This window comes from Nostoc sp. DSM 114159, assembly GCF_053470285.1.
Window position 1 is genome coordinate 7,665,634 of record NZ_JBPFEH010000001.1, and the last position, 23,735, is coordinate 7,689,368.

17 protein-coding genes are annotated in these 23,735 nt (G+C 43.1%); 6 read left to right on the forward strand and 11 right to left on the reverse strand.

Annotation, left to right across the window (positions count from 1 at the left end; all coding sequences use genetic code 11):
- Nucleotides 1-252 precede the first annotated feature (252 nt).
- A complete protein-coding gene (gene rsgA, locus ACR5KR_RS32255) occupies nt 253-1,314 on the forward strand; it encodes a ribosome small subunit-dependent GTPase A (protein WP_448269352.1) in 1,062 nt (353 codons plus the stop codon).
- Nucleotides 1,315-1,609: 295 nt separating this feature from the next.
- Here rsgA and ACR5KR_RS32260 read toward each other — a convergent pair whose 3' ends face one another.
- The 4 genes from ACR5KR_RS32260 to ACR5KR_RS32275 all read right to left on the reverse strand — a co-directional run bounded on the left by ACR5KR_RS32260 (nt 1,610) and on the right by ACR5KR_RS32275 (nt 5,251).
- Entirely contained in the window at nt 1,610-2,617 is a 1,008-nt protein-coding gene (locus ACR5KR_RS32260; protein ID WP_448269354.1) for an aldo/keto reductase, read from the reverse strand.
- A 92-nt stretch (nt 2,618-2,709) separates the two neighbouring features.
- Entirely contained in the window at nt 2,710-3,768 is a 1,059-nt protein-coding gene (locus ACR5KR_RS32265; RefSeq protein WP_445629244.1) for an NAD(P)-dependent alcohol dehydrogenase, read from the reverse strand.
- 192 nt (nt 3,769-3,960) lie between these two features.
- A complete protein-coding gene (locus tag ACR5KR_RS32270; RefSeq protein ID WP_448269356.1) occupies nt 3,961-4,737 on the reverse strand; it encodes an SDR family oxidoreductase in 777 nt (258 codons plus the stop codon).
- Nucleotides 4,738-4,855: 118 nt separating this feature from the next.
- Entirely contained in the window at nt 4,856-5,251 is a 396-nt protein-coding gene (locus tag ACR5KR_RS32275; protein ID WP_445629246.1) for a (R)-mandelonitrile lyase, read from the reverse strand.
- Nucleotides 5,252-5,553: 302 nt separating this feature from the next.
- Between ACR5KR_RS32275 and ACR5KR_RS32280 the strand changes: the two genes are divergently transcribed.
- Nucleotides 5,554-6,537: an AraC family transcriptional regulator gene (locus ACR5KR_RS32280; protein ID WP_448269358.1), complete on the forward strand. Its 984-nt coding sequence runs from the start codon at nt 5,554-5,556 to the stop codon at nt 6,535-6,537.
- A 203-nt stretch (nt 6,538-6,740) separates the two neighbouring features.
- Here the strand turns inward: ACR5KR_RS32280 and ACR5KR_RS32285 are convergent, their stop codons facing one another.
- A complete protein-coding gene (locus tag ACR5KR_RS32285; RefSeq protein ID WP_322669940.1) occupies nt 6,741-7,037 on the reverse strand; it encodes a hypothetical protein in 297 nt (98 codons plus the stop codon).
- Nucleotides 7,038-7,205: 168 nt separating this feature from the next.
- Between ACR5KR_RS32285 and ACR5KR_RS32290 the strand changes: the two genes are divergently transcribed.
- Nucleotides 7,206-7,613, forward strand: a complete 408-nt coding sequence (locus ACR5KR_RS32290) for a hypothetical protein (RefSeq protein WP_448269360.1) — start codon at nt 7,206-7,208, stop codon at nt 7,611-7,613.
- Between the two features lie 52 nt (nt 7,614-7,665).
- Here the strand turns inward: ACR5KR_RS32290 and ACR5KR_RS32295 are convergent, their stop codons facing one another.
- Entirely contained in the window at nt 7,666-9,759 is a 2,094-nt protein-coding gene (locus tag ACR5KR_RS32295; protein ID WP_448269361.1) for a TonB-dependent receptor plug domain-containing protein, read from the reverse strand.
- 541 nt (nt 9,760-10,300) lie between these two features.
- Between ACR5KR_RS32295 and glgX the strand changes: the two genes are divergently transcribed.
- Nucleotides 10,301-12,427, forward strand: coding sequence for a glycogen debranching protein GlgX (gene glgX / locus ACR5KR_RS32300; protein WP_448269363.1), 2,127 nt, complete (start codon nt 10,301-10,303; stop codon nt 12,425-12,427).
- Between the two features lie 77 nt (nt 12,428-12,504).
- On the opposite strand, the gene ACR5KR_RS32305 is transcribed toward glgX, so the two are convergent.
- A complete protein-coding gene (locus tag ACR5KR_RS32305) occupies nt 12,505-13,059 on the reverse strand; it encodes a hypothetical protein (RefSeq protein WP_448269365.1) in 555 nt (184 codons plus the stop codon).
- 8 nt (nt 13,060-13,067) lie between these two features.
- Complete coding sequence (locus ACR5KR_RS32310) at nt 13,068-13,925, reverse strand: hypothetical protein (protein WP_448269367.1); 858 nt, start codon at nt 13,923-13,925, stop codon at nt 13,068-13,070.
- Between the two features lie 336 nt (nt 13,926-14,261).
- Here ACR5KR_RS32310 and ACR5KR_RS32315 point away from each other — a divergent pair, with 336 nt between their 5' ends.
- Nucleotides 14,262-14,888, forward strand: coding sequence for a Uma2 family endonuclease (locus tag ACR5KR_RS32315; protein ID WP_448269368.1), 627 nt, complete (start codon nt 14,262-14,264; stop codon nt 14,886-14,888).
- Between the two features lie 11 nt (nt 14,889-14,899).
- Here ACR5KR_RS32315 and ACR5KR_RS32320 read toward each other — a convergent pair whose 3' ends face one another.
- Entirely contained in the window at nt 14,900-15,823 is a 924-nt protein-coding gene (locus ACR5KR_RS32320; RefSeq protein WP_448269370.1) for a tetratricopeptide repeat protein, read from the reverse strand.
- A gap of 176 nt (nt 15,824-15,999) precedes the next feature.
- A complete protein-coding gene (gene petJ, locus ACR5KR_RS32325) occupies nt 16,000-16,335 on the reverse strand; it encodes a cytochrome c6 PetJ (RefSeq protein WP_448270404.1) in 336 nt (111 codons plus the stop codon).
- Between the two features lie 803 nt (nt 16,336-17,138).
- On the opposite strand from petJ, the gene ACR5KR_RS32330 reads away from it, so the two are divergent.
- On the forward strand, nt 17,139-22,811 hold the full coding sequence (locus ACR5KR_RS32330; protein WP_448269372.1) for a trifunctional serine/threonine-protein kinase/ATP-binding protein/sensor histidine kinase: 5,673 nt from the start codon (nt 17,139-17,141) through the stop codon (nt 22,809-22,811).
- 378 nt (nt 22,812-23,189) lie between these two features.
- Here ACR5KR_RS32330 and ACR5KR_RS32335 read toward each other — a convergent pair whose 3' ends face one another.
- Entirely contained in the window at nt 23,190-23,714 is a 525-nt protein-coding gene (locus ACR5KR_RS32335; RefSeq protein ID WP_445629256.1) for a GNAT family N-acetyltransferase, read from the reverse strand.
- Nucleotides 23,715-23,735 lie beyond the last annotated feature (21 nt).

Sequence of the window (23,735 nt, forward strand, 5' to 3'; positions counted from 1 at the left end):
AATGTAATAATGGAGATTATTTACTGTAGTACATAAGGAGGACGAACTATGACACAGTTGCTAGCAGTCCGGGTTACTTTGACCATCACAACTCAAAGAACGCAAGGCGCAGAGATTCTGTTCAGTCCTCTTTTCTACAGGAATGAAAACTAGAATTCACAGACATTCTGGTGTGGGGAGTTTTCCTGCATAGAAGTGTCTTCCTCTGTGGAACCTTGTGCAAAACAAGTAGCACACATCGAGGAAACATCAATGAATTTGGATTATTTAGGCTGGAGTGACTTTTTTGCTCGCAGCTTTGAACCCTATCGCTTACAAGGATTTAGCGTTGGTAGGGTTGCTATTGAATACAGAAATACTTACACCCTCTATAGCGAACAAGGGGAACTTTCAGCAGAAGTTTCAGGTAAATTGCGGCATCGTGCTTCTCAACCACAAGATTTTCCCGCCGTTGGAGATTGGGTTGCGATTAGTGTCAGAGAATCTGAAGGACGAGCCACTATCAACGAGATTTTACCCAGGAAAAGCAAATTTTCTCGCAAGACGGTGGGTAGTAAAACAGAAGAACAAATTGTTGCAGCAAATATTGATACAGTCTTCTTAGTCTCAGGATTGGATGGCGATTTTAACCCAAGAAGAGTTGAGCGTTATCTGATTCTGGCTTGGGAAAGTGGTGCAAATCCGGTAATTGTGTTAAATAAAGCAGATTTGTGCAATTCTCTGGAAGAGTATTTAACCCAAATAGAAGCAGTTGCTTTGGGTGTACCAATTGCAGTTTTAAGTGCCACCAATCATCAAGGATTGGATGCCTTAAAACCTTACTTGCAACCAGGACAGACAGTTGCTTTGTTGGGGTCTTCTGGTGTTGGTAAATCCACCATCACCAACCAACTGCAAGGCGCATCAGTCCAAGTTGTGCAACCAGTACGGCAAGGTGATGACCGAGGTAGACACACAACAACTAATCGTGAGTTGATTTTGCTCTCTACTGGCGGATTAATTATCGATACTCCAGGAATGCGAGAAATCCAAATTTGGGCAGGTGATGAAGGTTTGCAAGAAACTTTTGCAGACATCGAAACTTTGGCGCAAGAATGCCATTTCCGCAATTGTCAGCATCATAACGAACCGGGTTGTGTTGTGCAGCAGGCTTTGGCTGAGGGAGAACTTGATTATTCTAGGTTTCTTAGCTACCAAAAGTTACAAAAAGAACTCGACTACCTTAACCGCAAACAAGACCAAAGGGCGCAATTAGCTGAGAAAGAACGATGGAAGAAGATTCATAAATCTATGCGAAATCATCACAAGCGCTAGTTGCGCAGGTATCAGTATCGAATCGCACTAACAAAACGTGAGTTCGACAAGTATTATTTGACCTCTCCCCCAACCCCTCTCCGACACGGAGAGGGGAGCAAAAGCTGAATTTTTCATTGCTCCTGCCTTTGGGTTTCAAAGAAGGAGGCTGTCCGGGAGAGGTTCGTCGAACTCCTAAGAAACAAGGCAGTTCTTGCTGGAGGCAGAAGGCAGAGGGGAAGAGGATTTGACTTGTTTCTTTCGCCCTTCCCGCAGGTGCGCCTCCGTTGGAGACTCACGTTAAGTTAGTGCCAGTTTAACGACCGGTCAATTGCTCCAGCTTTTCGGGATACCGAGCGCCTTGCACCTCGATCTTGGAGGCGGCATCATCGATGTCACGCAGATCGTCGGGTGTGAGTTCGACTGAGACTGCCCCGATGTTTTCGTCCAAGCGATGCAGCTTTGTAGTGCCTGGAATCGGAACAATCCACGGCTTCTGGGCAAGGAGCCAGGCGATCGCAATTTGAGCAGGCGTCGCTTGCTTTTGTTCGGCGATGCTGCCGAGCAGATCGATCAGGGCTTGATTCGCCTTGAGAGCCTCCTTAGTGAAGCGAGGCAGGGTGCTGCGGAAGTCGGAACTGTCGAAGGTGGTGCTTTCGTCGATCTTGCCCGTGAGAAAGCCCTTGCCTAACGGGCTGTAGGGGACAAAGCCGATGCCAAGTTCTTCTAGGGTCGGTATCACTTCCGCTTCAGGCTTTCTCCACCACAGCGAGTACTCGCTCTGGAGAGCTGCGACGGGCTGAACGGCGTGGGCGCGACGAATTGTTTGCACTCCAGCTTCCGAGAGTCCAAAGTGCTTCACTTTACCCTCCTGAATCAGTTCTTTTACCGCTCCTGCCACATCTTCGATCGGCACGTCCGGGTCAACTCGGTGCTGATAGAGCAAGTCGATTGCTTCCACCTTGAGTCGCTTGAGCGAACCCTCCACGACTTCCTTAATATGCTCCGGTCGGCTATTCAGTCCGGGTGAACCCTTCATCCCACGGGGATCGGAATTCGGACTGATGTCAAATCCAAATTTGGTGGCGATAACCACTTGGTCGCGGAAGGGAGCTAGGGCTTCACCCACCAGTTCTTCGTTTAGGAATGGGCCGTAGACTTCGGCGGTGTCAAAGAATGTAATGCCGCGATCGACGGCAGCCCCCAGAAGGGCGGTCATCTCCTGTATGTCTTTGGGCGGACCATAAGAAAAACTCATTCCCATACAGCCCAGCCCGATCGCCGAGACTTCCAGATTACTATTTCCAAGTTGGCGCTTTTGCATTTTTTGCACTCCTGTCTTTGAATTAAAGGAATTAAAGAACATATTCTTCACGAGTCAATCGCCTTCTGCTGAAATTTGCGCTAATGCCTTGGTTATTCAGATTTCAGGGATGCCATATCAATCACAAAGCGATATTTCACATCAGACTTGAGCAGGCGATCGTAGGCTTGGTTGACCTTTTGGATAGGGATAACTTCGACATCTGCGGTGATGTTATGTTCGCCGCAAAAGTCGAGCATCTCTTGGGTTTCGGGAATGCCACCGATGTTTGAGCCAGAGAGATTGCGGCGGGCCATAATCAGGCTAAATGCTGAAACATCCAGGGGAATCGGGGAAGCGCCGACTAGGGTGAGATTGCCATCGAGGTGGAGCAAGTTGAGATAAGCGTTGATGTCATGCTTGGCGGAAACGGTGTCGAGGATGAAATCGAAGCTACCAGCGTGTTTCTGCATCTCTTCGGCATTGCGGGAGACGACCACTTCATCGGCACCCAGGCGGAGCGCGTCTTCCGTCTTGTCGGGTGAGGTGGTGAAGACGACAACGTGGGCACCAAACGCACGGGCAAACTTCACGCCCATGTGTCCCAGCCCCCCAAGACCGACCACGCCAACTTTCTTGCCCTCAGTGACGCCCCAGTGACGCATGGGTGAATAGGTTGTGATTCCAGCGCAAAGAAGCGGTGCAGCCCCGGCGAGATCGAGGTTGGAGGGAACGCGCAGCACGAAGCGTTCATCAACAACAATACTATCGGAGTAGCCGCCGTAGGTAACACCTCCAAGGTGCTTGTCTGGAGAGTTGAAGGTGAGGATCTGATTCGGGCAGAAATTCTCAAGTCCAGCTTTGCAATTAGGACAGGTACCATCCGAATCGACCAAGCAACCGACTGCCGCGAGGTCGCCGGGCTTATACTTGGTAACTGCCGAGCCGACTTGGGTAACACGACCGACAATCTCATGACCGGGGACAATCGGGTAGTTCGTGGGCATGAATTCGCTCCACTCGTTACGCACTGAATGGAGATCGGAGTGGCAGATGCCACAGAAGAGAATTTCGATCTGTACGTCACGATCGCTTGGATCGCGTCGCTCGATGGTGTCGGAAGCGAGCGGTGCAGTCGCACTGACTGCGGAGTAAGCTTTGGCGTTGTACATAAATTGATGCTCCAATTTAGAAGATATCTACTCGGTCTTGAATCTGTTTGTCGCTGACCTTTTCCATCCAGTCCATAGGCTTGTCGTCGAGTACCTCCTGAGTGGTGATATGAGTCATCACCGTTGGCGGTGAAGGTGGCGATAATACTTTGTTGTTGTACGTTTAGGGTTTGAGCGGGTTGGCGACGAACATCACTGCACCGTTTGGCCGCCGTCGATGACCATAGCGTGCCCAACGATGAAGGCAGCTGCGTCCGAGCACAGCCAGAGGACGGCCGCAGCGATCTCCTCAGGTTTGCCCATCCGCCCGATCGGCTCTTGGGCAATCACCTTCGCGCGCCCTTCGTGCGTGCCGCCAGTGAAGCGACCCATCATCGGGGTGTCGATGTAGCCAGGACAGACGGCGTTGACGCGGATATTCTGCGCGGCGTAGTCGAGGGCCGCCGCCTTGGTCAGTCCGATTACGCCATGTTTCGCGGCGGTGTATGCGGGGCTGCCCTTGATGCCGATGATTCCCGCGCCCGAAGATGTGTTGACGATCGCGCCGCCTCCCTGCTTGAGGATCGGTGGGATCTCATGCTTCATGCACAGGAAAACGCCGCGGAGGTTGATGTCGATAATCCGGTTCCACTCCTCCTCTTCGTACTCCGCAGTCGGAGCTGCCTTCCTCGGTTCGATGCCCGCGTTGTTGAAGGCGAAGTCCAGCCGCCCGAAAGCCTTAACGGTCTTGTCCAGAGCCGCCTTCACGTCCTCAGCCCGCGTCACGTCGCACTTGACGGCGATCGCTTGTCCCCCCAGTTCTTCGATCGTGCGTGCCGTTTCTTGATTGCCCTGTTCTGAAACATCAGCAACCACCACGTTAGCGCCCTCACGGGCAAACGCCAGCGCCGTAGCTCGACCGATGCCGTTCGCTGCTCCGGTCACAAACGCAACCTTTCCTCTGTAGCTTTCATTCTCGTTTGTTGTCATTTTTACTCCTTTGCGTGTTGCCCATTAGGAAAGTCTTTATTGGAATTTCCATAATCGATTGTTATATCGTGGAACCAAGGACGTAGATATCGACTCTTAGAAATCTCGGAGATAGAGGTCAATTGGGATACTGCTCATCGCTGACCTGCTCTAGCCAATCCACAGGCTTACCGTCGAGCGCTTCCTGAATGGCAATGTGCGTCATCGCTGTGGTTGCCGTAGCGCCATGCCAATGCTTTTCACCTGGCTCAAACCAGACCACATCCCCCGGTCGAATTTGCTCGATCGCTCCGCCCCAGCGTTGTACGAAACCGCAGCCAGCCGTGACGATCAGGGTTTGTCCTAACGGGTGAGTGTGCCATGCTGTCCTAGCACCTGGCTCAAACGTGACACTGGCTCCAGACGTGCGTGCTGGATCGTTTGCTTGGAACAGGGGGTCAATGCGGACAGTGCCGGTAAAATACTCAGCCGATCCTTTAGCGGATGGCTGTGAGCCACTTTTTTTGATGTCCATTTCTTAATTCCTTCATTTGATGCCATTTCGGTGGCTGTCCCAATCGTAGAAATTGAGCATTTATCGCTTCTCTATCAATAGGGATGGATTTTTTAAGAAGCAAGGTTAGCCTTGATGCCGTTTTGGTTGTCAGTAGGTGAGTCCCTTACCCAATTAAAACTGAGTTTTTTATTGAATAAAAATCCAGAGGCTTGCAAGAAGCCGGAATCGTTTTTGATTGCTTTAGCTTTATCTTAGGCATTTTGGAGGACAAGCAATAAAACGATCGTCTAAGATCGTTGTACAATCCTGCAAATTTAGAAATGAACGCTGCCAAAACGAGTGAAAAGTCCGATCGCGATTTAATGAACGACCCGCAGGCAAAGCGCGAGGCAAACAGAGCGCAAGCCAACAGAGACGAACTGACTGAACGGATTGCCCAGGCTATTCGTCATGATGGGACAATTGAGCCGCTCAAAGGTTTGCACTTCAACCGCTCCTCCTCACCTTCGGAATGCGTTCATAGTGTTTCTATCCCTGCCTTTTGTGCGATCGCTCAGGGCAGCAAAGAAGTTCTTTTGGGTAGCGATCGCTATCAGTACGATCCGATGCATTATCTGCTTGCTACGGTCGAACTGCCAATTATCAGCCAAATTCTGGAAGCGTCCAAGGCGCAACCGTACCTTAGTCTTCGCCTCGATCTCGACCCCACCCTCGTTAGCTCAGTGATGGTCGAGGCAGGGTATCCCTCATCACGCAGCCGTGTTGATGTGAAAGCAATTGATGTAAGTCCATTGAATGCAAATCTGTTGGACGCTGTGGTGCGGCTCGTCAGGCTTTTAGATTCCCCAGCTGAAGCTCATGTTCTCGCACCACTGATTAAGCGGGAAATCATTTACCGACTCCTGATGGGAGAGCAAGGTAATCGGCTCCGCCATATTGCAGTTCTCGGTGGCTACACCTACCACATCGCCAGAGCCGTCGAGCGACTTCGTAAAGACTTTAACGAACCGATCAAGATTGAAAGCATCGCCCGAGAGATGGGAATGAGTGTGTCGGGCTTTCACCATCACTTCAAGTCTGTCACTGCCATGAGTCCCTTGCAGTTCCAGAAGCAACTGCGGCTCCAGGAAGCTCGCCGTCTGATGCTGGGGGAAAACCTTGATGCTAGCAGTGCTGCCTACCGCGTGGGTTATGACGATGCTTCGCACTTCAACCGAGAGTACAAGCGGCTCTTTGGTGCGCCACCGATGCGCGATGTGGAGCGACTGCGAGAAACTGCTAGGGAGACTGCTAGTTCAATATGATGACAAAATTTTTGAATGCAAAAAAGCGATCGCTCGCCCCCTGCAATCAGCAGCTACGCATTTATGTAGAAGAGATATTTCAATAGGGATGATTACAAATTAAAAGATACAAATATTTCTGGCGATCGCTTGATATCTCTAATCTTAATCATTTTTAACCAAAAGCTGGCGAAGGTTTGTTAACAAAAATGACATATACATCCCTACTCCCAAGTGGAAACATCTCGCAGCAAATTAGGAATTTCTCCTTGAGATAAGGGAAACTCTAATAAAGTTTCTCTAATACCCAAATACCCTGATTCAGCAAACGATAAAAGCATTCGTGAAAGCGCTAGCCAAACCTCCGGTTCGTATTCCCAATCACGATAACGTGAAGCTTGACCAGCTATTGAACGTAATGCCCAAAAATAAGAGTTTCTTACTACCGAACCACCCTTTTTAAACTCTGGCAAATCTTCGTGGTGGATAAAAAGTATTTTGTTTTCAATTTTGGCTCTCATGTCAGCTATTTGTATTGAAGGACAATAAAAAATTCTTCTTCCGAATAATTATAACCTGGGTAAATTTTCGTATTTTTTTGTAAAATTAATAGTAATTATTACGTCCTTGATGATATTTTGTTTGCTACATAATATAAAACCCATTGTATAATTTTTCGATGATAAATTATGAAGAATAATTTAAAAACATATACAGCTATTGCTGTTTTTTGTGGAACATTTTCATGGGTAAGTTCAGCTGATGCTGATGGCTGGCCGACAAGCGTGGCTGGCACTTGGTCTGTAGTAGGAAATCAAAGTTCTGGCTCTCTTGTTATCATCCAACCTGCAAGCGCTCTCAACTGCAAACCCATCTCTGGAAGCATCTTTGGGAATGCGATTGAAGGCTTTTATTGCCCTAGTTCGGGACGTATTGCTTTTGTGCGTAAGTCTTCTAGTAACTTTCCTTATCAGTACTATCAAGGTAATCTCTCACAAACCGGTTCTACCCTGCGAATCGGAGGATCTTTTTCAGCTTTCTTGAGCAATGGTATTGGTGGTAGTCTTGGAGAATATAATTTCTCTGCCAGCAAATAGTAATGCAATTCAATGTAGAAAAGTTGTAACTGCAACCTTCTACATTGAATACCTAAAAATTGGCATTTAAACCCAGACGAAAAGTAAATCCAGGGCTATATATGCGATTAACTCGTTCATATTGCTCCCCCAGTAGATTTTCTAAGTAAACTGTTAGTCCTAAATTGCTAGTTAGAGGTATACGCCCGCTCAAATCTAAATTCACGAAAGACGGTGCAAAATCTGTAGGCTTGTCACTAGAGTTAACAAAGATGGATCTGCGAGCGCCACTATTGTAGGTAACATATAAGTTAGCTTGCCAACCGGAATTTTGATAACCTACACCAGTTTGCAGTACAGAGTAGGGAATTAAACCTAGTTGTAAACCTCTCTCTGCCCCTGTTTTTATTTGAGCATCTGTGTAAGTATAGTTGAGGAAAGTTGACCAGCCAGTGGCAATTTTTAATTGCAATGCAGCTTCTAAACCATTGGTATCTACTAATCCAATGTTTGCCCATTTTCCAGCGATGACTCCCAAGCGATCGCCTATACTACTACCAAAGTAAGTAAACTGTCCAATCAGATTTTGAGAAAAATTAACATCGACTCCCGCAGTCCAAGTTGAGCCAATTTCTGGTCTTAAATCAGGATTAGGTGCCCAACCATGAACTGTATCATAAACATACAACTGATCCAACCCAGGATTGCGTTGTCCCCCTGCCCAACTTCCACGCACTGCTACTATTGGCGTGACGGCATAACGTAACCCAACACTAGGATTGAGATAATTTCCAAATTGGCTATCAAAGCTTTGTCTTAGCCCTAAATCTATCAGAAAATTATCGCTAATATTCCAAGTATTGACAGCGAATAAAGCTGTATTGAACAAACTCCTATTTTCAGTTTCGTTATTGGCAATAGCAATAGGATTCGTACTCAAAACATCACCGGTTAAGTCGGTGTTTTTTAAATCTAATCCCCAACGCAATTTATTATTGGCAGTAATTTTCCACTCATGATCTACCCTGGCTGTCAGTTGTTGAGTATCTAAAGCTCCTGTACGGTAAAATGCTCCTGTAGGCCCATAAGTGCTGAAATAATCTTGGTTATAACCAATTGAGGTTGTTAGGTTAGAGCTTTCGCCATTACCTAGCCGAGTTTTCCAAGATAAGCCTATATTTAAACCATCGTGGTCTAATCTATCTCTTTGGAGAGGAAACCCAAAATAAATTAAGCCGCGACGACTGCTGAGTTTAGTAACATCTAAATTCAATGAATTTTTCTGATTTAAATCTAGCCCAATGCTACCAAAGTAGGTACTTGTTGCTGTGTCTGCATTTGATAAAAATCCCTTTTCATCACGATTGGCTGCACCTATAGGGACGCGGTAACGGTTATCTGTAAAGAATCTTTCAAAGCTAAAGTTGTACTTGACATTATTGGATGAACCACCATAAGTCACTTGTTGATTATTTAAACTCAATGAGCCAAATTCTGCACTAGCATTGAATTTTGGTTTGCCATAACCTTCCTTGGTGATAATATTCACAACTCCTCCAAAGGCTGAGGAACCAAATAAAGCGGAGGCTGTGCCGCTATATAATTCCACTCGTTCAATCGCCTCTACAGGAATACTATTTAAATCAGTTCCACCATGATAAGTGTTGATATTAGTGTTAATTTGTCTACCATTAATCAAAAATACAGATTGATTAATTGAGGCTCCCCGATAGTATGTACCTGTGTGAATATCTGCACCATGACCGACATCATTGATTGCAAAACCAGGCATTCTTTTCAAAATATCGGCTAAACTTGCAGCACCCTGCTTTTTAATTTCTTCTCGATCGATTACGTAAGTTGGAGTAGATTGGGGTAGGTTGTCTGGTTCTGCGATCGCTTCTATAGAAATGTCTGCATCATCGCTCGGAGTTTGCTCTGTTTCTGGCTGAGTTTCTGGATTAACTTCAATCGGTACAGATTGTTGAGATAATAATTCGGCATTAGTAGCAGGTAGTTTGATCTCACTCAAACTTGGAATATCTGAAATAACTTCGGTTGATTTATTAGTATTTCTCTGCTCAATTTCACTCTCAACCGCATAACTAGGAGACGCTATCAGTAAACTCGGTAAAGCAACTGTTAGCAACAAAAAATCCTTTTTCACGTTCTCTTTCACACCAAGTAAAAACAGTCACTACGTAGCATTGTTGCTGTAATAGTAAAATTGTGTCAAAAGACACGCTGTCATATTTCCCCAGTTCAGATGAGACTATTTGTTAATTCAGTATGTGTTAAACTCTAGACGCGATTTTATTTAAATAAAGTAGAAGGGGATTTGACCTAGATGATTTGGAGCCATGTAAAGAGCCGTACCTTGCGGGAAGCTGTGGCAACAGTGAGGGTTTAAAACCCTTACTTTTTAGCGTTAGCGCATCCTAACGCAAGCATCGCTTTCCTGAAGCAGATTGCGCGGCGTGTCGCAAACAGCGCAGTTTTCCTTCAGTCTGTTACCCTCTACGTTAATTTTTCCAACTTAAGGAATAGAGATTTTATTACTAATGATAGAGTAAATCATATTATTTTTAAGTTAAATTTAAATGTTATTGATTCTAAAGAATTCTTAGTAACTCTTAGATTTTAACTAATTATTCAAAAAAGTTGAAATCAATAATATTTGTCGAAAAACTAATATTCAAGATTTACTTATGTATGTAGCTTTATGGCCGGGGAATGTATATCCTTTAGGTGCAACTTGGGATGGTAAAGGAACAAACTTTGCTTTATTTTCGGAAAATGCAACAGGGGTAGAGCTTTGTTTATTTGATAACGATGACGAAGAAATTCGTATACCTTTGACAGAAAAAAACAATTTTGTTTGGCATGGTTACTTACCAGGAGTTGGCCCAGGTCAAAAGTATGGGTTTAGAGTACATGGGATGTGGGCACCAGAAGTAGGTCATCGATTTAATTCAAATAAACTATTAATTGATCCTTATGCTAAGGCAATTGACGGTGAATTTAGTAACGATCCAGCTGTCTTTGGCTACTCTCTAGACGCTGAGGAAAAAGACTTAGTTTTTTCCGAACTAGATGATGCCAAAATAATGCCCAAGTGTGTTGTGGTCGATCAATCTTTTGATTGGGAAGGCGATAAACTGCTTACTACGCCTTGGTATAGAACTGTTATTTATGAAACTCACGTTAAAGGTTTTACTAAACTACATCCAGATATTCCAGAAGAATTACGCGGTACTTATGCCGGTTTGGCCCATCCGGCTGCAATTCAACACTTACTGCAATTAGGCATTACAGCAGTTGAGTTGATGCCAGTACATCATTTTCTATCTCATCCGGGACATTTAGAAGATAAAGGATTAAGCAATTACTGGGGCTACGATTCCATCAATTATTTTGCCCCTTATTCTAGTTACAGTGCTAGTGGAACTGGAGGAGAACAAGTCACTGAATTTAAGCAAATGGTCAAGGCACTACATTTTGCCGGAATTGAAGTGATCTTAGATGTAGTCTACAACCACACTGGCGAAGGAAATCATTTCGGGCCAACGCTATCTTTGCGAGGTATTGATAATTCTGTATATTACCGTTTGGTAAAGGACGATCCTCGCTACTACATGGACTTTACAGGCTGCGGTAACTCTCTGAATGTGCGTCATGCTCAAGTTCTGAAGTTAATCATGGATAGCTTGCGCTATTGGGTAACAGAAATGCATGTAGATGGCTTCCGCTTTGATTTAGCCTCAGCGCTGGCGCGGGAATTATATGAAGTAGATAACCTATCAGCTTTCTTTGATATTATTCATCAAGACCCAATTTTGGCAGATGTGAAGCTGATTGCTGAACCTTGGGACTTAGGAGAAGGAGGCTATCAAGTCGGGAACTTTCCACTGCGTTGGTCTGAGTGGAATGGTAGATATCGGGATACAGTCAGAGATTTTTGGCGTGGTGTAGATGATAGTTTAGGACAATTTGCTTACTGTTTTACCGGTAGCCCTGACCTATATCAAACCAACGGGCGCAACCCAAATGCAAGTATTAATTTCATCACTGCTCATGATGGTTTCACGTTAAATGATTTGGTCAGCTATAACGAAAAGCATAATGAAGCAAACGGGGAAGATAATAGAGATGGTGAAAGCCATAATAGATCCTGGAATTGTGGAGTAGAAGGCGAAACCGACGATCCAGAAGTACTGCGTTTGCGCGAACGGCAACGACGAAACTTTTTAGCAACCCTAATGCTATCTCAAGGTGTCCCAATGCTATTAGAGGGGGATGAAATTGGCTGTAGTCAAAAGGGAAATAATAATGTTTACTGCCAAGACAATGAAATTTCTTGGCGACATTGGGATTTGCATAAAGCGAACTCGGATTTACTAGACTTTACACGCGAACTAATTAATTTTCGCCATCAGCATCCAGTATTCCGACGACGTAAGTGGTTTCAAGGCCGCCCCATTCACGGTTTAGGTATTAATGATATTGCTTGGTTTAATTCTGATGGCAGTGAAATGACTGAGCAGCAGTGGCTAGTTAGTTATGCCAAAGTAATGGAGATTTTTTTGAATGGGCAGGGAATTGCTACTCCAGGCGATCGTGGTGAGCGGATTATTGATGAAAGTTTTCTAGTATTTTTTAACGCTCACTATGAGTTAATTGAGTTTGCTTTACCCGATGACTTTAAAGAAAAGGTATGGGAGATAGTAATTGACACTAATGAACCTCGGTTTTTAGAACGGGGAAAATTAGTTTCCGGCTCTCAAAGTCTACCAGTTTCAGATCGCTCTCTGATGGTGTTACGCCTGATCGGTTAGCAGTATGAGGAGAAAAAAATACTCAACTTTATAGAAAGAAAAATATATTTTTCTTTCTATAAAGTTGCTAAAATGCCTCAATAATTTTTACTCGTAACTCTAATTAAAAAACGCAGAGCTTCATTTACTGCTTCCGAATTAGGAAACAGTTCTGCAACATCAGGCTCTAAAAAAACTGTCAATTTTTCAAGATTATTAAAATTATATTCACCTTTGATCGTATTAGTGTCTGCCAAACCCTGATTTGATTGAGGTTTATTCTGAATTGTGGTTGTTTGGAAAGATGCAGCATTTAATTTATTAGCTAGTGATTCCCAACTAGTAACTTTCAGATTAAAGTGAGCCTTTGCATCCCGTAATGTTTTAAACTGTTGCTTCAGAAGATCAACAGTATAAATATGCTTCTGAGATACCTGTTTCTCTACATCTATATCTGACTCAACCATATCAACTACTTCATTAATAAGTTGGTCATGATTTTCGGCAATTTGAGCAGCAGCGCCTAAAATTCGAGAAGTTGCTGTTATCTGTACATCAGTCTCTTGTTTAAGGCGATCGGCAATATTGCGAATTTGATCTCCCAGCCTCGCTTTACCTTGTTTTTGCGTGGTTGGTAGTGATTTTTTGCTCATAAGTATGTTTATTCAGCAAGTATGTCTTTAATTGCCAGCCAGATGCGTTTAAATTTTTGTACTAAACCCATAGGATTGTTAGTTGTTTCTTCTTCCACGGAATCAACTAGAGATTGAATCCGATCCATACGCTCTGCAACAACGTAAAGACTATTTACTGCTTCATCCTTACTTGCTAAAGAGTCACGCACTAGCACAACCATCTGGGCAATTTCTCGTTTTAATTTTTCATTCTCGGCTTTCCGGCGAGTTTCCCATCCCTTAATGCTAGCTTTGGAACGACGCTCATGCTTGAGTTCTGCTTTAGCCTCATTGTATAAGGTCAAATACATTTCTCGTTCTGAGTTTACTGACTCATATTTGGTAAGCAATTCAGTTGCTTTTGCTTTTTCTTCGTTGTAGATACAGAGCGTTTGTTGATGACTTTGTTGCTCATCAATATAGAAGCGATAATTTTGAGTGACTTGCTCTTTTAGTTCATTAGCTTCGAGTTGATAAGTTAGAATCTCTCGCTGATGAACATGAACTAGCTGGGATATTTTTGCTTTTTCTTCGTTGTAAAGGTAGAGCGTCTTTTGATGATTTTCCTGCTCATCAATATAAAAGCGATAGTTTTGAGTAACTTGCTCTTTTAGCTCATTAGCTTCAATTTGGTAAGTTTCAATCTTTTGCCGAACATGAACCAGTTGGGATGCAGCTTCCTGATTTTCTTTCGCACGTTGTTGTGCTTCATCGCGTTGGGCACGAACAGTCATCAATAGCTGTTGAAGTTCACGAGGAGGAGTTGGTTCCTTCTGCCGTGAGCGAGGATTATTAACATTGTTATCATAATTAGAATCTCTGCGATCGCCTCTTTTCATTGGCATAATTTAAGTTCCTATAGGACTAGTATTTGTTATACTGAAGTATAAATATTTAGTTTAGTCGAGATGAACTTATTGAAGTGTGATCTGGGTTCTACTAGTAATACGATCTGACTCTAGATTGAGATATGTTTTATTCTGTCTTAGGCGTTTAAATTTCCAGACGTGCGATTTTCAAGAGCTAGAGAGATTGCGCTTCATAAGTAAGCTAGGCTCCAAAAGATGAAGGAGAATAAACCTCAAACCTTCGTACCAAAGTTATCTCTGTTTTTTTGCAAGCACAACCCTGGTTAAAGTACGCTCTATAATCGTTAGCATTGAGACGAATGGCAATAATTTATGATTCAAGCCTTACGCAAAGTAGTTACATTCGATGAATTTGTTGCTAAATATCCTGACAACACAGGAAAACGTTATGAATTGCATGATGGAGTAATTGTAGAGATGCCGCAACCTACAGGCGACCATGAAGAGATCATTGTATTTTTAGTCCAGAAATTTATTCTAGAATATAGTCGCATTAGCCTACGCTACGGCATCCCAAAAACAGTATTAGTCAAACCACCTGAAAGTGAATCGGCTTACTCACCAGATGTACTGATATTAAATCTCCCTAATTTGGTAAACGAACCTCTGTGGAAAAAAGAATCTACTGTAAGTCAAGCGGAATCAATACCTTTAGTAGTTGAGGTAGTGAGTAGCAATTGGCGTGATGATTATTTAAAAAAAGCTGCTGATTATGAGGCTGTAGGTATACCCGAATACTGGATTGTAGACTATGCTGCTTTAGGCGGTAGGCGATTTATTGGCAATCCTAAACAACCAACTGTATCTCTCTACACTTTAATTGAGGGAGAATACCAAGTCAGTCAGTTTCAAGGTAGCGATCGCATTATCTCACCTCTTTTCCCTGAATTAAACTTAACCGCCGAACAGATTTTTCAAGCTGGTGGATATCCTGTATAGCCCTAATAGTGTTAGAAAAGAGCGATTTCCGTTGCAAAGGAAATTTGTTCTCGCAAACTCTTCAGTAAATCTAGAGTTTTTTCGTAAGCAACTTTTTTTCCTTGGTTTTCAAAGTACTCAGATGCTTTTTGTAAATCAGATATAGCTCCTAAATGATATCCTAAGCGATACTGAGCTACTCCCCGATTAACGTAAGCCTGGGCATTACTGGGGTTAAGTCTGATGACTTGAGAAAAATCACGCACTGCACCAAAGTCATCTCCGTTTCGTCCGCAAGCACAACCTCGGTTAAAGTAAGCTCTATAATCGTTAGCATTGAGGCGAATTGCTAGATTAAAGTCGAGCATCGCAGCTTGGATATCTTGCAAGACAAAATGCGCTAAACCTCGGTCATTATAGATATCTGCAAGCAGTAAGCTGCTGATTCGAGGAATTTGAGTTAGGGCTAAATTAAAGTCAAGAATTGCCTCCGAGTCTTTCCCATCCCCAGCACGGGCTAGCCCTCGGTTGTAATAGGCTCGAAAATCGGAGGGTTTAAGTGTAACGGCTCGGTTATGATCGACAATGGCAGCAGCATAATCTCCTTGTCTGTAGTGTGCTACTCCCCGGTTCAGATAAGCCTCAAAGTTATCCGGTGCAAAATTTATCGCTTGAGTACAATCTGCGATCGCTTGATGGTAATCTTGTAGTTGGAGATGAGCAAGACAGCGATCGCTATAAGCTACAGCCAAATCTTTCTTAAGTTCAATCGCCTGGTTGAAATTCTCTATTGCTTCCTGGTAATCACCGTGCCGCATCTTATCTACACCCAACTCTAAGAAATCACCCGCTGTAATTTGGGTAATTAAAATGGGTGAAGAATGTGCAGGTAAAGTCAAAAAAGTGAGAGGAAAAGCAACAATTATACTGAAAAATAATCGCCAGAAATTACTCATAATACCAAATGAGGATAGGTAGTATTATTTGATATTTTTGGAACAGTCTTTTTATAAAGACTATTAATCCAAAATCCTAAATTGGTATATCCATCCTGTTTGATAATTGCGGCAACTCTAAGATTAGCGGGACAGAAAGCCCCGCTAATTGCTAATTTTTGAAGTTAGATTTTAGTCTACTTCCAACCATTATCTGCTTGTGAAAGCACATAAGCCGCTACATCTTCAATTTGGTTAGACTTCAAACGTTTGCCGAAAGCGGGCATGGCATTTTTACCTTTTGTAACCTGGGAGATAATCGCCTCTGCTGAGTACAAACCATTCTTTTGCAAAGCCTCCTTCTTCAGGTTTTTGTCAGCTTGAACCAAATTCTTTCCTCCTGCGTGACATGAGGCACAATTGGCACTAAATACTTTAGCTCCACTAGCAGTATCTGCTGCCAATGCTGGATTACTGAAGGCAAATGTGAAGATTGCTATGCCTAACAGTATGACTGTAATCATTTTTTTCATTTCGTGTTCTCTCTGCAATAACGGCTTATTCGGTGCAATATCCTCCATAATTGTGAGTTGAGCGGCTGCCATAGTCAAATGACAAGCTGTCAAACTTCGCCCAAAAATTTTTTAACTTTTGCTTAATAAAAATTTTTAATTACGTCTGCAATTTCATTATGAAGAATTCTGTGTTGATTCCCCGCTCCATGATTAAGATATCCCTAATCACCTGCCACTTACAATAGTTTGCAGGAAGTGTTTTTAAAATTTCACCATGCGATACTAAAGATTATAAACCTGGAGTTATTTAAGTATATTTTATAATAATTAAATTTTTAACAACTTATATTTTACGTATTGATATAGTAATCCAGTTTTATTACTGAATTTACTTGCGTGGGCAGCGAACAGGGAATAGTAAAGAAGGCATAGATCGTACTGACTTTCTCAAATAGGAGTCCTAGATCGCTAAATTATAATTATGGAAATTTAGTAACCTCTACTGATTACCATAAAACTACTGCAAGAACCCAAATTTATTTTTCAGGCAGATGCCTAAGGGGATGTTTAAAAAGTCGTAAAATATGCCATAAATCCCGCTTCCATTCCTTTCCCCATTGGCGTCAGCCTGTCGTCAGACAAGCAAAGAGACGCTTTTAAACCCCCATTTACTTGTAGAGAATAGAGTAGGGAGGTTAAGTTTCTGAGGCTTAGAAGTTACCAAAAATACTTTTCAAACATCCTCTGAGATTAATGGGATAGATTCAAGTATCGTCGGTTAATTTAGCTCGATCGGGTTTCTCAATTTTTACTAATGAATTGTGATAATTCGAGTTAATCAGGGAAAAATAAACTTAGGTTATCCAATAGCAACTTTTATGCTAGAGAATCGAGTCGATATTCCCGGCTATCGAATTGGTGAGAGAATTTACACCAGCAGTCGCACTCTGGTTTACCGAGCTTTGCGAGAGAGCGATCGAACTGCTGTTGCGATCAAACTTCTTACAAGTTCTTATCCCAGTCTGATTGAGTTGGCTCAATTCAAGAATCAGTACACAATTACGAAAATCTTAAATGTTCCTGGGGTTGTTCGGATCTATAGCCTGGAAAATTGTCATAATCGACCCGCCCTGATCTTAGAAGACTTTGGCGGAATTTCTTTGAAGGAGTATGCTGCCTCTTGGAGACAGGGATTCAGAAATGTCGCAAATGAAGAAAATATCTCACGTTTTTATCCTGAGTTTTTGAGCGAGTTTTTACAGATTGCGATCGCACTTGCTGATATTCTGGCCGATCTTTACCATCACCAAGTTATCCACAAGGATATCAAACCCGCCAATATCCTGATAAATCCGACCACAAAGGAGGTCAAACTCATTGACTTTAGCATTGCTTCACTGCTACCAAGAGTTAACCAACTTTCAACCAGCCCGACTGTTTTAGAAGGAACCCTCGCCTATATCTCCCCCGAACAAACCGGGCGAATGAATCGGGGAATTGATTACCGCACTGACTTCTATTCTCTGGGAGTCACTTTCTATGAACTATTAACTGGGCGATTACCATTTCAATCCGATGATTTGATGGAATTGGTGCATTGTCACATAGCGAAACAACCACCACTTTTAGGGAATAGAGAAGGGATTCCCCAAATTCTCTGTGATATCGTTATGAAACTGATGGCGAAGAATGCTGAAGACCGCTATCAGAATGCATTAGGGCTAAAACACGATCTGCAAATTTGTTTGGAACAATTGCAGGAGAGTGGAAGTATTATCCCGTTTCAGCTAGGGCATAGGGACGTTTGCGATCGCTTTACAATTCCCGAAAAACTCTATGGCCGGGAAGCAGAAGTGGCAATGCTACTAGCAACCTTTGAACGGGTGCGCCAGGGAACTTCTGAAATCATCCTGGTGGCAGGTTCCTCTGGTATTGGGAAAACGGCAATTGTCAACGAAGTTCACAAACCGATCGCCCGTCAGCGCGGATACTTTATCAAAGGCAAATTCGATCAATTTAATCGTAATATTCCCTTTTTTGCTTTGGTGCAAGCATTCCGGGACTTAATAGCACAACTGCTGACAGAGAGTGATGCTCAAATTGACCAGTGGAAGACCCAAATTTTATCTACATTGGGTGAAAGTGGTCAAGTGATTATTGAGGTGATTCCAGAACTCGAACGAATCATTGGCAAGCAGCCCTCTGTCCCAGAATTATCGGGTACTGCTGTCCAAAGCCGCTTCAATTTGCTATTTCAGAAATTCATTCAAGTATTTACAACCCAAGAACATCCCCTGGTCATTTTCCTCGATGATTTACAGTGGGCAGATTTGGCTTCTTTAAAACTGATGCATCTGTTGATGAGTGAAGCCAATAACTCTTATTTGCTAGTGATTGGAGCATATCGAGATAATGAGGTTTCTTCTGCACATCCCTTGATGTTGACCATTGAGGAGATGCGTCAAGAGGCGATTACAATTAGCAGTATTGTCCTTTCTGCCCTTACCGAAGCCGACCTAAATCAACTGATTGCAGATACGCTGAAATATACAGCAGAACAAGCAATTGCGATCGCCAATTTGGTGTATCAAAAGACCAAAGGTAATCCATTTTTCACTAACCAGTTTCTCAAATCGCTGCATGAAGATGGACTGATCGCCTTTGCCAGCAAAACAGGCGATTGGCAGTGCAATCTTGCTCAAATCCGGGCGCTTTCTTTTACAGAAGATATTGTGGAGTTTGTAGTGCTGCAACTCCAAAAATTGCGATCGCAGACTCAGGATGTTCTCAAACTGGCTGCCTGTATTGGCAATCAGTTTGATTTAGAAACCCTATCGGTTGTCTATGAAAAATCTCCAGCCCAAACCGCAGCAGATTTGTGGCCAGCTCTCAAGGATGGATTAATTTTGCCCAATGCTGAAGGATATACATTCTTTCAGGATGAGTCTGTTGTTATAGATGATTTGACAAACGATCGCGGATCGATAACTATTACCTACAAATTTCTCCACGATCGCGTTCAACAAGCTGCTTATTCACTAATTCCGGCCAATCAAAAACCAGCAACTCACCTGAAGATTGGTCAATTGCTGTTAAGTAATACCCCGGAAACTGAGCAAGAATTGCTGATTTTTGAAATTGTTAACCAATTGAATCTTGGCAGAGAACTGATTGGATCTCAGTCCGATCGCGATCGACTGACACAACTTAACCTATTGGCAGGAAAAAAAGCTAAATCTGCTACATCATATCAGGTAGCAATTGAGTATTTAACTACCGGGATTCGTTTATTAAGATCCGACTGTTGGCACACTCAGTATGAATTAGCTCTAGCACTGCACGAATCAGCTGCCGAAGCAGCTTACCTTTGTGGTGCTCATGAACAGATGGAGCAATTGGCTCAAACAGTAATGCAGCAAGCCAAAACTCCACTAGATCAAATCAGCATTTACGAAACCAAAATCCAGGCGTATACAACTCAAAATAATGTACTGGGCGCGATCGCGATCGCTCGCCAGGGAATGAGTCTGTTCGGCGTGGTTTTTCCCGAAACATCCACCCCCGAAGATATTCAGCAAGACCTTCAGGAAACTGCTGCCTTAATTAACGGGCGTGATATTGCTTCCTTGGTTGATTTACCCCTGATGACGGCAAAAGACAAGCTGGCTGTTAACCGAATTGTGGCAAACGTTGCTCCAGCCGTTTACACTGCCGAACCAAATCTGTTTCCTTTAGTCATCCTGTCACAAGTCAAAGCATCAATTCAGTATGGCAATGCTCCATTTTCTCCCTTATGTTATGCCGCCTATGGCATTCTGTTAAACGGAATTCTCCAAGATATTGAAAAAGCCTATCTTTTTGGCAACCTGGCTTTGGCACTAGCTGACAAATTTAATATTAGCGACATTAAACCTAATGTGTTTTATGTTACGGGTGCTTTTATCACCTATTTGAAGTCTCCACTACAAAAATCCTTACAGCTGATACTGGAAGGTTACAAAATTGCTCTGGAAACTAGAAATGTATATTACGTTGCCTTCACTACGAAAGACATCTGTCAGTATTCTTATTTTTTGGGACGAGAACTGAAATCGTTAGAAGAAGACATCCAGGCTTACTGTCATGCTTTAGAAAATTTTAGGCAAGATATGATTCTCAACTACTGCCGTGTCTTCTGGCAAACAGTTTTGAATTTGCTCGGCAAGGCTGAAAATCCCTGTATTTTAACAGGTGAGGTACTTGATGAAGCAAAATTTTTGACTCAAATGCATAATGCCAATGACTTGATGGGGCCTCACTACTTCTGGCTGCACAAGTTAATTCTCTGTTATTTGTTTGAAAACATCTCGCAAGCAGTGGAGACAGCCACTCAAGCTAGAGTTTATCTAGTTGCAGGCACGGGCTATGCTACTGTGCCGATATTTTATTTTTATGATTCACTAACGGCTCTGGCAGAATATTCTACAGCTACGGCCGCTCGCCGAGAAATTTTACTGGAGCGGGTGACAGAAAACCAGGAAAAAATGAAGACATGGGCGCACCACGCACCCATGAATTATTTGCACAAATTTGAACTAGTAAAAGCCGAAGAATGCCGAGTGTTGGGACTGATGGCGCAGGCTGTGGATCTTTACGATCGCGCGATCGCAGGGGCAAAAGTCAATGGATACATTCAAGAAGTTGCCCTCGCCAATGAATTGGCTGCCCGATTTTACTTGGAATGGCACAAAGAAGCATTGGCGTACCACTTTGTAGAAGCAAGCTACGCGTACCGTTCCCCAGGAAAGTCCACGGAAGGTATCGCTCAAATTTACTTGATGAATGCCTATTACAGTTACCTAAAATGGGGAGCTGTAGCCAAAGTTAAACAGTTGGAGAGCCAATATCCTCAATTCTTGGCTTCGACGAGTTTTCAGGAGGAGGAAAATGCTTCTACAGACTTTAGCCTCACCACTACAATCGGATTCACACACACTAGTACTAGTGGGACTGAAGCCTTAGATTTAGTAACGGCGATCAAAGCCTCTCATGCACTGGCTGGAGAAATTGAGTTAGAAAAGCTGTTGACAACCTTGATGCAGGTTGTAAGCGAAAACGCCGGAGCTGAAAAATCAGTACTCTTGCTGCTTCAAGAGGATAATTGGGTGGTTGCAGCTCAGAGAAACAGCAAAGCGATCGTCGAAGAGGAGCGTATGCCTTTGTATGAAAGCCTTGGGGGAAATCTGCGCTCATTGCCTCTTTCAGCCAGTCAGGATATTCCTAAAACGGTGGTGAACTATGTATCGCGTACTTCCGAAACTTTAGTGCTAGATGATGCCCGCAAAGAAACCACTTTTGCCAACGATCCCTACATTATTCAATGGCAACCTAAAAGCTTGCTATGTACGCCTATTCACAATCGCGGCCAGATCGTTGGCATCCTATATCTAGAAAACAGTTTGACGACTGGAGCCTTTACCCAAAACCGTCTTGAGGTTTTGCGGCTGCTTACAGCACAAGCTGCTATCTCGCTGCAAAATGCCATGTTGTATAACAATCTCGCTGTAGCAAAAGCCCAACTAGAGGATTACAGCCATACCTTGGAGCAAAAGGTAGAGCAGAGAACTTTTGAGTTGAATGATAAAAATCAGCATCTCTCGGAAACTTTAGAACAACTGCAACACACCCAAAGCCAACTAATTCAAACTGAAAAAATGTCTTCATTGGGGCAAATGGTGGCAGGTATCGCCCATGAAATTAACAACCCGATTAACTTTATTTATGGCAACGTCACCTATACCAATGAATATTGTCAAAATTTGCTGCATTTAATCGATCTGTATCAACACTACTATCCTCAACCATTTGCTGAGATTCAAGAAGAACTAGAGGCCGTAGATTTAAGCTTCCTCAAATCTGACCTTCAAAAATTACTGCAATCAATGAAAATAGGAGCAGATCGCATCCGCCAGATTGTTCTTTCTCTCCGCAATTTCTCGCGCCTGGATGAGGCTGAAATGAAAACTGTCAATCTTCATGAAGGTATTGATAGCACCTTGTTAATTTTACAGCACCGTCTAGAAGAGAAAACATACCGCCCTGCAATTAATGTGATTAAGGAATATGCCCAACTGCCTGAAGTAAATTGCTACGCTAGTCAGATCAATCAAGTATTTATGAATATTCTTAGCAATGCTATTGATGCATTAGATTCATTATTCACAACTGAACATACACAAACAAAAATTCCCAGCATCGAAATTCGTACCAAAATGACTGAGGCTGATACAATAACCATTCAAATTGCAGATAATGGGTCTGGTATGTCTGAAAAGGTGAAACAGCATTTATTTGACCCATTTTTCACAACAAAGCCTATTGGCACAGGAACAGGCTTAGGATTATCGATTAGCTACTCTATTGTAGAAAAACATGGAGGAAGACTAAGTGTAATCTCGGAGCTAGGAAAAGGAGCAGAGTTTTCCGTCTATATACCGTTAAATTCAATAAAGTGAAAAGTTCTATGATTAACGTGAGTTCGACAAGCCCTTTTTTGACCTCTCCCCCAACCCCTCTTTGACACAAAAAGCAGAGCCAAAACTCTAATTTCGTTTGTCTCGTTCTCATGCTCTGCATGGGAATGCTCCTCGTTGAGGCTCTGCCTCCAGTCATAATATTGAGTCAGAGACTCAATGAATGCATTCCCAGTCGAAGACTGGGAACGAGGAAAGTCTTATCAAGCTAGGTTTTTAGGAGTTGTGTATACACGGTAGCTTTGACACGGAGAGGGGAGCCAAAAACCTAATTTCTTGTTGCTCCTCCCTTGACCCGTGGGAGAGGGAGGTTGTCCGGGAGAGGTTCATCGAACTCACGTTATATATTATTAGTTTTTATTAGGAAATAAGGTGCGTTTTCCCTGATAAAAATTTAACAGACCCTAACTGAGTAAGCGCATCTTCTGTAACACGACAAATTCGCCAATCATCTAATATAGAGGCTCCCATACTACGGTAAAATGCTTGGGCTGACTCGTTCCAATCTAAGACACTCCACTCTAATCGCCCACAATCACGTTCTACGGCTATCTGAGCCACTTTAGTCAACAGAGCCTTACCAATACCTTGCCTACGATATTCTGGTAAAACAAATAAATCTTCCAGATAAATTCCCGGCTTAGTCAGAAATGTTGAATAATTATGAAAAAACAGCGCAAAACCAACAGCTTGACCCGCAGATTCCGCTAATATTGCCTCTATATACCTTTGCGAACCAAATAAATGCTCTTGAAGTGCTAGAGCATTGCCAGTAACAGCGTGAGATAATTTTTCATATTTTGCAAGTCCCTCAATTAATTTAAACAATACGCTGCAATCGGCTGCTTGGGCAAAACGCACAATCAAATTGCTATCCGAAGTCATTCGTCTATAGTCCATAGTTTA

What these genes read in the sequence shown, in the direction of transcription:
- ACR5KR_RS32315 (WP_448269368.1), top strand. Translation starts at nt 14,262, where the DNA reads ATGATTCAAGCCTTACGCAAAGTAGTTACATTCGATGAATTTGTTGCT.
- petJ (WP_448270404.1), bottom strand. Translation starts at nt 16,335, where the DNA reads ATGAAAAAAATGATTACAGTCATACTGTTAGGCATAGCAATCTTCACA.
- ACR5KR_RS32335 (WP_445629256.1), bottom strand. Translation starts at nt 23,714, where the DNA reads ATGACTTCGGATAGCAATTTGATTGTGCGTTTTGCCCAAGCAGCCGAT.
- ACR5KR_RS32280 (WP_448269358.1), top strand. Translation starts at nt 5,554, where the DNA reads ATGAACGCTGCCAAAACGAGTGAAAAGTCCGATCGCGATTTAATGAAC.
- glgX (WP_448269363.1), top strand. Translation starts at nt 10,301, where the DNA reads ATGTATGTAGCTTTATGGCCGGGGAATGTATATCCTTTAGGTGCAACT.
- ACR5KR_RS32305 (WP_448269365.1), bottom strand. Translation starts at nt 13,059, where the DNA reads ATGAGCAAAAAATCACTACCAACCACGCAAAAACAAGGTAAAGCGAGG.
- ACR5KR_RS32260 (WP_448269354.1), bottom strand. Translation starts at nt 2,617, where the DNA reads ATGCAAAAGCGCCAACTTGGAAATAGTAATCTGGAAGTCTCGGCGATC.
- ACR5KR_RS32275 (WP_445629246.1), bottom strand. Translation starts at nt 5,251, where the DNA reads ATGGACATCAAAAAAAGTGGCTCACAGCCATCCGCTAAAGGATCGGCT.
- ACR5KR_RS32265 (WP_445629244.1), bottom strand. Translation starts at nt 3,768, where the DNA reads ATGTACAACGCCAAAGCTTACTCCGCAGTCAGTGCGACTGCACCGCTC.
- ACR5KR_RS32320 (WP_448269370.1), bottom strand. Translation starts at nt 15,823, where the DNA reads ATGAGTAATTTCTGGCGATTATTTTTCAGTATAATTGTTGCTTTTCCT.
- ACR5KR_RS32285 (WP_322669940.1), bottom strand. Translation starts at nt 7,037, where the DNA reads ATGAGAGCCAAAATTGAAAACAAAATACTTTTTATCCACCACGAAGAT.
- rsgA (WP_448269352.1), top strand. Translation starts at nt 253, where the DNA reads ATGAATTTGGATTATTTAGGCTGGAGTGACTTTTTTGCTCGCAGCTTT.
- ACR5KR_RS32310 (WP_448269367.1), bottom strand. Translation starts at nt 13,925, where the DNA reads ATGCCAATGAAAAGAGGCGATCGCAGAGATTCTAATTATGATAACAAT.
- ACR5KR_RS32270 (WP_448269356.1), bottom strand. Translation starts at nt 4,737, where the DNA reads ATGACAACAAACGAGAATGAAAGCTACAGAGGAAAGGTTGCGTTTGTG.
- ACR5KR_RS32290 (WP_448269360.1), top strand. Translation starts at nt 7,206, where the DNA reads ATGAAGAATAATTTAAAAACATATACAGCTATTGCTGTTTTTTGTGGA.